This window comes from Hydrogenophaga sp. IBVHS2, from assembly GCF_002127215.1.
Taxonomy (GTDB): domain Bacteria; phylum Pseudomonadota; class Gammaproteobacteria; order Burkholderiales; family Burkholderiaceae_C; genus Hydrogenophaga.
In genome coordinates this window covers 570936-580161 of record NZ_NFUT01000002.1, presented here as the reverse complement: position 1 = coordinate 580161, position 9226 = coordinate 570936, and the positions used below count along the sequence as shown (strand labels likewise).

The following is a 9226-nucleotide window of genomic DNA, read 5'->3' as shown; positions in this document are numbered from 1 at the left end:
TCCCTGGGGTCGCGAAGCGGTGGATGCGAAGTGGGTGGTGATCAGTAAAACTGCCAGTTCACCCGGAACAGAAAACGGGTGCTGTCCTGGTCGGCCACCACCTGATCGAGCGGGCGGGCCAGGCTGGCGGTGGCATTGAGGCGCGGGCTCCAGGTCTTGCTCAGGCCCAGCCCCACGCTGCGCAGCTTCTGGTCGGCCACGCCGGTGGTGGAGACCTTGCCGTTGTCGGCAAAGGCAAAGACATCCAGGCTGTCGCCGAAGCGGCGGTGCGCCTCCAGGACGATGTACTGACCGGTGTCGCCCAGCACCACGGCCGAGGGGTAGCCGCGCACGTCGCCCGGGTTGCCGAGCGAGAACTTGAGGGTGGCCGGGATGTCGGTCTCGCTGGTGCGCTGCAGGCCGCCGCGCACGTTGAACCACCAGTCGGTGCTGTACAGCCAGGCCCAGGAGCCGCTGAAGTAGCGCGTGGACACCTTGCGGTCGGGGGCACCGGGGGTGGTGTAGGTGGCCTGGTTGAGCGCGAGGTAGACGCTGGTCACGAAGCGTTCGGTGCGGTGCACGCCCTGGGCCGCCAGCGTTCGCAGCGAGGTGGTCGACTCGCCGATGGAGAAGGTGTCGATCTCGGTCTCGGTGCGGGTGCGCTGCAGGCCGGCCGACAGGTCCACGTCCACGCCGCGCCAGGTGGGCAGCGGGTGGGTCACGTTGAAGCCCACCACGCGCGAGCGGCCGTCCACCGACAGCCCGCCCAGACCCGAGGCCACCGTCTGCGTGCGGCCGCTGGAGAAGGTGGCGCCCACCCGGGTGCCCACGCCGTTGACCGGCAACGAATACAGCAGCAGCAGATTGGTCAGGCCGCTGCTCTTCTGCACCACCGCGCCCAGCCGGTCCGCCCCGGTGAGCAGGCGTCGGGCATTGGCCGTGAGTTCTAGCTGGTTGCGGCCCACGCTGTCGCTGGCCTCGTTGTGGGCCGTGGCCACGAGCTCCAGCCGCTGAGGCAGCTCCACGTCGGCGCCCACCTCGGTGGTGCCCGGCGCCTGGCCCGGCTTGAGGCTGGCATAGAAGCGGGTGTCCGAGCCGCGGTTGAACCGCGCCAGGCGTTCCTGCAGGCGGGGCCCGATGAACACCTCGCCCGGATTCAGGCCGAATACCTGGCCGGCCAGCGCCTGCACGGCGGGCTCGTCGCTGTTGGTGACCAGGCGCTCCACCCGCCCCTCGATCAGCTCCAGCCGCAGCACGCCGTCGGCGATGCGCTGGGGTGGCAGCACCGCCTGCGCTGCATAGTGGCCGGAGGCCCAGTACAGGTCGTTGATGCGGGCCACGATGGTCCGCACATCGTCCAGCGAGATCTCCTGCCCCAGCTGCCCGGCCCAGGTGGCCGAGAGGGCCTCGGCGTCCAGCAGCACCGACGGGTTGGTCTGCACCGACTGCAGGCGGAAGCGCAGGCCGGGGGCGGCGGGCGCGGCGGCCTCGGGCGCCGGGCCACGCTCCAGCAGCGGGCGCTCGGCCGCTGGCGGCACCGGGACCGGCACGGTGGGTGCCGGGCGAAGGATGATGGACGGGTCGGAGGTCGACGGCACGGATGGCGTCTGCGCGCCCGCCGCGCCGACACCGCCCGACAACACCATCAGCAGGACCGCTCGACCCCACCCAGAAGACACGCCCGGCAACTTCAGTTGCATCTGGTTACCCACATTCGGATTACCCCGTCGCCTACCCAGGCCACACGGAAAAGTGATCGGGGGTACTCACCCCACCGACGGGCGCATTCTCAAGATTTGTTACAAAGCTATCAATTGGACAAAGGTCCTATCACTTTTGTGTTCATTCAGGGGTTAACCCGAAGGTATCGGGGTGCTGCTTGGCCCGATTCGTCCCCACCAGTCGGGACATACCTATCGCCGGTAGCGCCGACCCCGGTCCGGCCGGTTGGCAGCCCCCCTTGAATGCGGGCCGACAGACGGTAAAGTCCGCCCCGTTCCTGCTACCTGAACGGGCGTGCTCTGCACCCGTGGATGCCCACCATGACCAGTTCTGCAACCGACGCCGGCCTGAGCGCTCGGCAGCGTGAGGTGTTGATCGCGCTGTGCCAGGGATGCTCCAACCGCGAGATCGCCCAGCGGCTCGAGATCTCCGAGAAGACCGTCAAGGCCCACGTCGGGGCCATCTTCGACGCCCTTCGGGTGACCAACCGGACCCAGGCCAGCGCCGTGGCCCACCGGCTCGGCCTTTATCCGCCGGCCGCCCGCTGAGGCGGCCGATCAGCGCGGCGCATCACCGGCCTCCACCAGCTCCACGAACGCGCGCGCCGGCGGCGAGAGCTGCTGCCGGTCGCGCATGGCCAGCAGCAGGCGGCGCCGGGTCCACAGGCCATCGAGCCGGCGCAGCACCAGGCCCAGCGCCGGTGCCAGCGGCAGTGCACTGGCACGCGGCAGGATGGCCAGCCCCAGCCCGGCGCTGACCATGCGGCACATGGCATCGAAGCTGCGCACCTGCACCCGCGCGTGCATCACCCGGCCGCAGGCGCCGGCGGCGGCAGCGATGTGCCGCATCAGCGAGGTGGACCGGTTCATGCCCACGAAATCGTGGTCCAGCGCGTCGGTGAAGGCCACCGTCTCCCGCACCGCCAGGGCATGGCCGGCCGGCACCAGCAGCACCAGTTCGTCGGTCTCGCACGGCAGGGTGTGCAGGCCCTCGGTGGGGGTGTTGTCGCCGATCACTGCCAGCTCGGCCACCCCGGTGGCCACGGCGCGGGCGGCTTCTTCGCTCAGCACGTCTTCCAGATCCACCTTGATGCCCGGATGCAGCGCCGAGAAGCGCGCCAGCGTGGTCGGCAGGAAATGCCCGAAGGCCGAGGTGTTGGCCCAGATGCGCAGATGGCCCTGGGTGCCGTGCCGGAAGTCGTTGAGGGCCAGCGCCATCTGCTCCAGCTGCGCCACCAGTTCGATGGCGTGGCGCTGCAAGGTCTGCCCGGCCGGGGTGGGCACCACGCCGCGCTTGCTGCGCTCCAGCAGCGGGTGGCCCACATGGGCTTCGAGTTCGGCCATGCGCTTGCTGGCTGCCGCCAGCGAGATGCCGTAGCGGTCGGCACCGGCGGTCAGGCTGCCGGCCTCCACCGTCATCAAAAAGAGCCGCAGCGAGCCGAGGTCGAAGCGGCCGAGGTTGATGGGAGCAGAAGACTGGGGGGTGTTCATCCGGCGATCCTCAACCACAGATTGAGGATGTGTCAATCAAACACGAACCGAAAGCGGGGGCGAGTCTTCAGAATCCGCGCGCTCAGTCCTCTACAACATCCTCACGGAGACATCCCCATGCTGAACCGACGCTCCCTCCTGTCCTGCCTGCTGGCGCTGTCCGGCACCGCCTTTGCGCAGGGCTACCCCACCAAGCCCATCACCTTCGTGGTGCCCAATCCGCCCGGTGGCGTGGTCGACACCTCGGCCCGCCTGATCAGCGACGGGGTGGCCAAGGCCCTCAATGGCTCGGTCATCGTCGACAACAAGGGCGGCGCCAGCGGCAACATCGCTTACGGGCAGGTGGCCCGTGCACCGAAGGACGGCTACACGCTGCTGATCTCGTACTCGGCCTACCACGTGGGCAACCCGTCGATGTTCTCCAAGCTGCCCTGGGACCAGAAAGACCTGGTGCCGGTGGCCCTGATCGCGGCGGCCACCAACGTCATCACCACCCACCCGTCGGTGCCGGCCAAGAACCTCAATGAACTGCTGGCCTACCTGCGCACCAACCCGGGCAAGGTGAACTTCGCCTCCCAGGGCGTGGGATCGCTCTCGCACGTGGGCACCGCCCTGTTCGAACAGACCACCAAGACCGAGATGACCCACGTGCCCTACAAGGGCTCGGGTGCCGCCATTGCCGACGTGCTGGCCGGCCAGGTGCAGTTCTTCATGACCACGCCGCCCTCGGTGCTGGGCCACATCCAGCAGGGCAAGCTGCGCCCGTACGCCGTGACCAGCAAGACCCGCCACCCCATGCTGCCCGACGTGCCCACCACCGCCGAGGCCGGTCTGGCCGGTTTCGAGCTGGAAGCCTGGGTCGGCCTGTTCGCCCCGGCCGGCACCCCGGCCCCGGTGATCGCCCAGCTCAGCGAGGCGGTGAAGAAGGTGCTGGAAGCCCCCGAGACCAAGGCCCGTGCGCTGCAGCAGGGCGTGGAGCCGCGTTACCTCGACCCCAAGGGTCTGGGCGACCTGGTGACCCGCGAGACCGCCTACTGGGGCCAGATCATCAAGAGCCGCAACATCACCGCCGAGTGACCGGAACCCCGCCCATGACCCGCACCGCTTTCCGCATCGGGCAGATCGTGCCCAGCTCCAACACCACCATGGAGACCGAGATCCCGGCCATGCTGCGCGCCCGCGAGGCCGTGGCGCCGGAGCGCTTCACCTTCCACTCCTCGCGCATGCGCATGAAGAAGGTGACCCAGGAGGAACTGGCCGCCATGGACGCCGACTCCGACCGCTGCGCGCTCGAGCTCTCGGACGCCCGGGTGGACGTGCTGGGCTACGCGTGTCTCGTGGCCATCATGAGCATGGGCCTGGGCTACCACCGGCAATCCGAGCAGCGCCTGCACCAGCGTACGGTCGACAACGGCGCCCCCGCGCCGGTGGTGACCAGCGCCGGGGCCCTGATCCAGGGCCTGCAGCGCATCGGCGCCAGGAAGATCGCGGTGCTCACGCCCTACATGAAGCCGCTGACCCAGCTGGTGGTGGACTACATCGAACACGAGGGCATCGAGGTGCTGGACGCGGTGTCGCTGGAGATCTCCGACAACCTGCAGGTCGGCGCGCAGGACCCGCGCGCGCCCATCGAGATCTCGCGCCGGCTGGCCACCGCCAACTGCGATGCGGTGGTGCTCTCGGCCTGCGTGCAGATGCCCTCGCTGCCCTCCATCCAGCCGGTGGAAGACCGCCTGGGCCTGCCGGTGCTCTCGGCCGCCGTGTGCACCACCCACGCCATGCTGACGGCCCTGAACCTGCCGGCCCAGGTGCCGGGTTGCGGCGCCCTGCTCTCGGGCCGCTACTGACATGGCCGCTGCGCAGACCACCGCCGCACCGACCCCGCAGGCCCTGGCCGGCGTGCGGGTGCTCGAGCTCGGCTCGCTCATCGCCGGGCCGTATGCGGCCGCGCTGCTGGCGCAGTTCGGCGCGGAGGTGATCAAGGTCGAATCGCCCGAGGGCGGCGACCCGCTGCGCCAGTGGCGCCGGCTGCACGACGGCACCTCGCTCTGGTGGTACTCGCAGAGCCGCAACAAGAAGTCGGTCACGCTGGACCTGCGCCAGCCCGAAGGCGCCGAACTGGCCCGGCAGCTGGCGGCCAGCGCCGACATCGTGATCGAGAACTTCCGCCCCGGCACCCTGGAGAAATGGGGCCTGGGCTGGGACGCGCTGCACGCGCTCAACCCGAAGCTGATCATGGTGCGGGTGTCGGGCTACGGCCAGACCGGCCCCTACAGCCAGCGGCCCGGCTTTGCCGCCATCGCCGAATGCATGGGCGGGCTGCGCTACACCTCGGGTTTTCCGGACCGGCCGCCGGTGCGGGTGGGCGTGAGCCTGGGCGACACCCTGGCCTCGCTGTACGGCACCATCGGCGCGCTGATGGCGCTGCACCACCGCAACAACGGGGGCAAAGGGCAGTTCATCGACGTGGCGCTGTACGAATCGGTGTTCGCCATCATGGAAAGCCTGGTGCCCGAGTTCAGCGTGCAGGGCTTCGTGCGGGAACGCAGCGGCGCCAGCCTGCCGGGCATCGCACCGTCCAACACCTACCGGTGTGGCGACGGCCTGTACGTGGCCATTGCCGGCAACGGCGATGCGATCTTCCGCCGGCTCATGACCGCCATCGGCCGCACCGACCTGGCCGACGACCCGGCCCTGGCCGGCAATGCCGGTCGCGTGGCCCAGGTGCAGCGCATCGATGAGGCCATCGGCCAGTGGACCGGCCAGCACACGCTGGAGCAGGTGCTGGACGTGCTGGAAGCCGCCGCCGTGCCGGCCGGCCGCATCTACACCGCCGCCGACATCGTGGCCGACCCGCACTACCAGGCGCGCGGCATGATCGAGCCGCACACCCTGCCCGACGGGCAACCGGTCTCGCTGCCCGGCGTGGTGCCGCAGTTGAGCGCCACCCCCGGCGCCACCCGCTGGATCGGCCCCGCCCTGGGCGAACACACCGACGAGGTGCTGGGCTCGCTGGGCCTGAGTGCCGAGCGCATTGCCGAACTGCGCCAGAAGGGCGTGGCATGAAGCGCGGACCCGATCGCATCCACATCCACGACGTGGCCCTGCGCGACGGCCTGCAGATCGAGCCGGTGTTCGTGCCCACCGCCGACAAGGTGCGCCTGTGCAACGCGCTGTCGCGCACCGGGCTGGACAAGATCGAGGTGACCTCCTTCACCTCGCCCAAGGCCATACCGGCGCTGGCCGACGCGGCCGAGGTGATGCAGCGCATCGAACGCGCCCCGGGCGTGAGCTACGCCGCCCTGGTGCCCAACACGCGCGGCGCCGAACGTGCGCTGGCCTGCGGCGTGGACGAGATCAACCTGGTCATGTCGGCCAGCGACAGCCACAGCCAGGCCAACCTGCGCATGAGCCCGGAGCGTTCGCTGCAGCAGTTCGAGGACGTGGTGGCGCGGGTGGCCCAGACACCGGCGGCACAGGTGGCCTTCAATGCCTCGCTGTCCACCGCCTTCGGCTGCCCCTTCGACGGCGATGTGCCGGCGCAGCGGGTGTTCGACCTCATCGAACGCATCGCCGCACTGGGCATGGATCGCATCACCCTGTGCGACACCACCGGCATGGCCCACCCGGCCCAGGTGGAACGCCTGTGCAGCGAGGTGCTGGCGCGCTGGCCGCACATCGCCTTCACCGCGCACTTCCACAACACGCGCGGCATGGGCCTGGCCAATGCCCTGGTGGCCTGGCAGGCCGGCATCACCCGCTTCGATGCCTCGCTGGGCGGCCTGGGCGGCTGCCCGTTTGCGCCGGGGGCCAGCGGGAACGTGAGCACCGAGGATCTGGTGCACATGTTCCAGGCCATGGGCGTGGACACCGGGGTCGATCTGGATGCCCTGCTGGCCGTGGCGGCCGAGCTGCCCCCGCTGGTGGGGCATGCCTTGTCGGGGCAGGTGCTGCAGGCGGGGCCGTCGACAAGGCGGCATGCGGTGCCGGCCTGAAACAGCGGTAGCCTGGCGCCGGGGTCAGCCCGCGCACCCCTTCAGGAACAACGCCTCCACCATCGCCGGCACGCCCACCCGGGCCACGCGGCCGCGGCGTTCGGCGTCGACGATGCCGGTGAGCAGGGCCATCAGCGCCTCGGTCTGGGCCTGGGCGGCGATATCGATGCGGAACACGCCTTCGCGCTGACCGCGCAGGATGAAGGCGTCCAGGGCCTCCAGGAAGGCATCGCAGCTGGTGCGGCCACGTTCGTCCTGGATGGTCTCGGGTTGCCAGTGGTAGACCAGAAAGGCCGCGAGTTCGCGTTGCTCCAGCTGGCCCTGCACGAAGCGGGTCAGCGCCTCGCGCGCCGGGCCTTCGTCCAGCCGCGCCTCTTCCATGGCGCGCTGCAGGCAGCCGGTGGCGTGCTGCATGAGGCGGTCGATGAGTTCTTCGCGGGTGCGCGAGAACCGGTAGAGGGTGGCGCGGCTCACGCCGACCGCCTGCGCCAGTTCCTGCAGGGTGGCACGGGGGTTGTCGACCAGGGCCAGCGCCAGGTTGGCCAGCAGGCGTTCGTCTTCGCCGTGGCCGGCGGACGGGGCGTCCTGACCGGTGGGAAGGTTCAAGGGATGGTCATCCAGGCTCATGACAGACGGATCGGCGGGTGTGCTCATGGTTCCCTGATGTTTGCACGCGGGTTGTATTTTCACCCATTTATATCCAGGTGAATCACAAAAGTTTCACACGGATCGCTAGAATTTCGGTTTTTCGCCGATCCACCGCCCTCCCAGCGGATCCGACGGCCCTACCCGGGCTGCTCGGTCCCTGGCCTTCTGGAGTACCCCATGCCAGCCCATTTCCTGGATGCACGGCGCATCCGTCATCTGCTTGCCCTGTCCCTGCTGACCACCGGTGCAGCCACCTTCCTGGCTGCCTGCGGCGGCCGGGCCGACGCCCAGGGCGGCCCGCCCCCGGCCATGCCGGTCAGCGTGGCCCCGGCGGTGCAGCGCACCGTCAGCGACATCGAGACCTTCAGCGGCCGCATCGAGGCGGCCGAATTCGTCGAGCTGCGCCCGCGCGTGGCCGGCACGGTCGACAAGGTGCACTTCACCGACGGCGCCACGGTGGCCCGCGGCCAGCTGCTGTTCACCATCGACCCCCGTCCGTTCGAGGCCGAGGTGGCCCGCGCGGCCGCCCAGGTGGCCGCCGCCCGTGCCCGCGCCGAGCTGGCCAGCGCCGAACTGGCCCGGGCCGAGAAGCTGCTGCAGAACAAGGCCATCTCGAAACAGGAAGCCGACCAGCTCGCTGCCAGCAACCGCACCAGCGCGGCCGACATCGAAGCCGCCGAAGCCGCCCTCAAGGTGGCCCGGCTCAACCTGTCGCACACCGCCGTGCGCGCCCCGATCGCGGGACGCATCTCGCGCGCCTCGGTCACCGCCGGCAACCTGGTCAATGAGCAGGTGGTGCTGACCACCATTGCCGCCAGCAACCGGGTGCACGCCTACTTCGACGGCAGCGAGCAGACCTTCCTGCGGGTGCGCGCTGCCGGTGCCAAGCCGCCGGTGGTGCGCATGGGCCTGGCCAACGAGAGCGGCTACCCGCACCAGGGCCAGCTCGACTTCGTGGACAACCGCCTGAACCCCCAGACCGGCGCGATCCGCCTGCGGGCCAGTTTCGACAACAAGGACGGCCGTTTCGTGCCCGGCCTGGCGGCCCGCATCAGCATGACCACCAGCGCCCCCTACACCGCCACCCTGGTGCCCGAGCGCGCCGTGGGCACCGACCAGGACCGCAAGGTGGTGGTCGTGGTGGGCCAGGACGGCCAGCCGCAGTTCCGTGTGGTGCGCCTGGGCTCCCTGCAGGACGGCATGCGCGTGGTGCTGGGTGACGCCGTCAAGCCCGGCGAGAACGTGGTGGTCGAGGGCCTGCAGCGCATCATGCCCGGCGTGCCGGTGCAGCCGCAGGTGCTCAAGGTGGACGAGCGCGGCATGCCGGTGTTCCCGGCGGCCGGAGCGCCCGGTGCGCCTGCCGCCCCCGCCGGCAACTGATCGGGAGGCCCG

At 70.1% G+C, this 9226-nt stretch carries 9 protein-coding genes; 6 read left to right on the top strand and 3 right to left on the bottom strand.

Translation table 11 applies throughout. The features are described from left to right. Positions 1-41: 41 nt before the first annotated feature. The gene (locus CAP38_RS07510) at positions 42-1577 is read right to left on the bottom strand and encodes a ShlB/FhaC/HecB family hemolysin secretion/activation protein (RefSeq protein ID WP_179188487.1); all 1536 of its coding nucleotides are present in this window, start codon (positions 1575-1577) and stop codon (positions 42-44) included. 444 nt (positions 1578-2021) lie between these two features. Between CAP38_RS07510 and CAP38_RS07505 the strand changes: the two genes are divergently transcribed. Further along, positions 2022-2249, top strand: coding sequence for a response regulator transcription factor (locus CAP38_RS07505; protein WP_256924351.1), 228 nt, complete (start codon positions 2022-2024; stop codon positions 2247-2249). 9 nt (positions 2250-2258) lie between these two features. Here CAP38_RS07505 and CAP38_RS07500 read toward each other — a convergent pair whose 3' ends face one another. Continuing rightward, positions 2259-3191, bottom strand: a complete 933-nt coding sequence (locus CAP38_RS07500; RefSeq protein WP_086120537.1) for a LysR family transcriptional regulator — start codon at positions 3189-3191, stop codon at positions 2259-2261. A gap of 120 nt (positions 3192-3311) precedes the next feature. On the opposite strand from CAP38_RS07500, the gene CAP38_RS07495 reads away from it, so the two are divergent. The 4 genes from CAP38_RS07495 to CAP38_RS07480 are packed head-to-tail and all read left to right on the top strand — an operon-like array spanning position 3312 to position 7186. After that, on the top strand, positions 3312-4268 hold the full coding sequence (locus CAP38_RS07495; protein WP_373271406.1) for a Bug family tripartite tricarboxylate transporter substrate binding protein: 957 nt from the start codon (positions 3312-3314) through the stop codon (positions 4266-4268). 14 nt (positions 4269-4282) lie between these two features. Beyond that, positions 4283-5038: an Asp/Glu racemase gene (locus tag CAP38_RS07490; RefSeq protein ID WP_086120533.1), complete on the top strand. Its 756-nt coding sequence runs from the start codon at positions 4283-4285 to the stop codon at positions 5036-5038. Between the two features lies 1 nt (position 5039). Further along, on the top strand, positions 5040-6257 hold the full coding sequence (locus tag CAP38_RS07485) for a CaiB/BaiF CoA-transferase family protein (protein ID WP_086120531.1): 1218 nt from the start codon (positions 5040-5042) through the stop codon (positions 6255-6257). Then, positions 6254-7186 carry a hydroxymethylglutaryl-CoA lyase gene (locus tag CAP38_RS07480; RefSeq protein WP_086120529.1) on the top strand — a complete coding sequence of 311 codons (933 nt, stop codon included), beginning with the start codon at positions 6254-6256 and terminating at the stop codon, positions 7184-7186. The genes CAP38_RS07485 and CAP38_RS07480 overlap by 4 nt, the downstream gene beginning before the upstream one ends. A 24-nt stretch (positions 7187-7210) precedes the next feature. Here CAP38_RS07480 and CAP38_RS07475 read toward each other — a convergent pair whose 3' ends face one another. Beyond that, a complete protein-coding gene (locus tag CAP38_RS07475; RefSeq protein WP_256924348.1) occupies positions 7211-7840 on the bottom strand; it encodes a TetR/AcrR family transcriptional regulator in 630 nt (209 codons plus the stop codon). Positions 7841-8011: 171 nt separating this feature from the next. Here CAP38_RS07475 and CAP38_RS07470 point away from each other — a divergent pair, with 171 nt between their 5' ends. After that, positions 8012-9214, top strand: coding sequence for an efflux RND transporter periplasmic adaptor subunit (locus tag CAP38_RS07470; protein WP_086120527.1), 1203 nt, complete (start codon positions 8012-8014; stop codon positions 9212-9214). Positions 9215-9226: the final 12 nt, after the last annotated feature.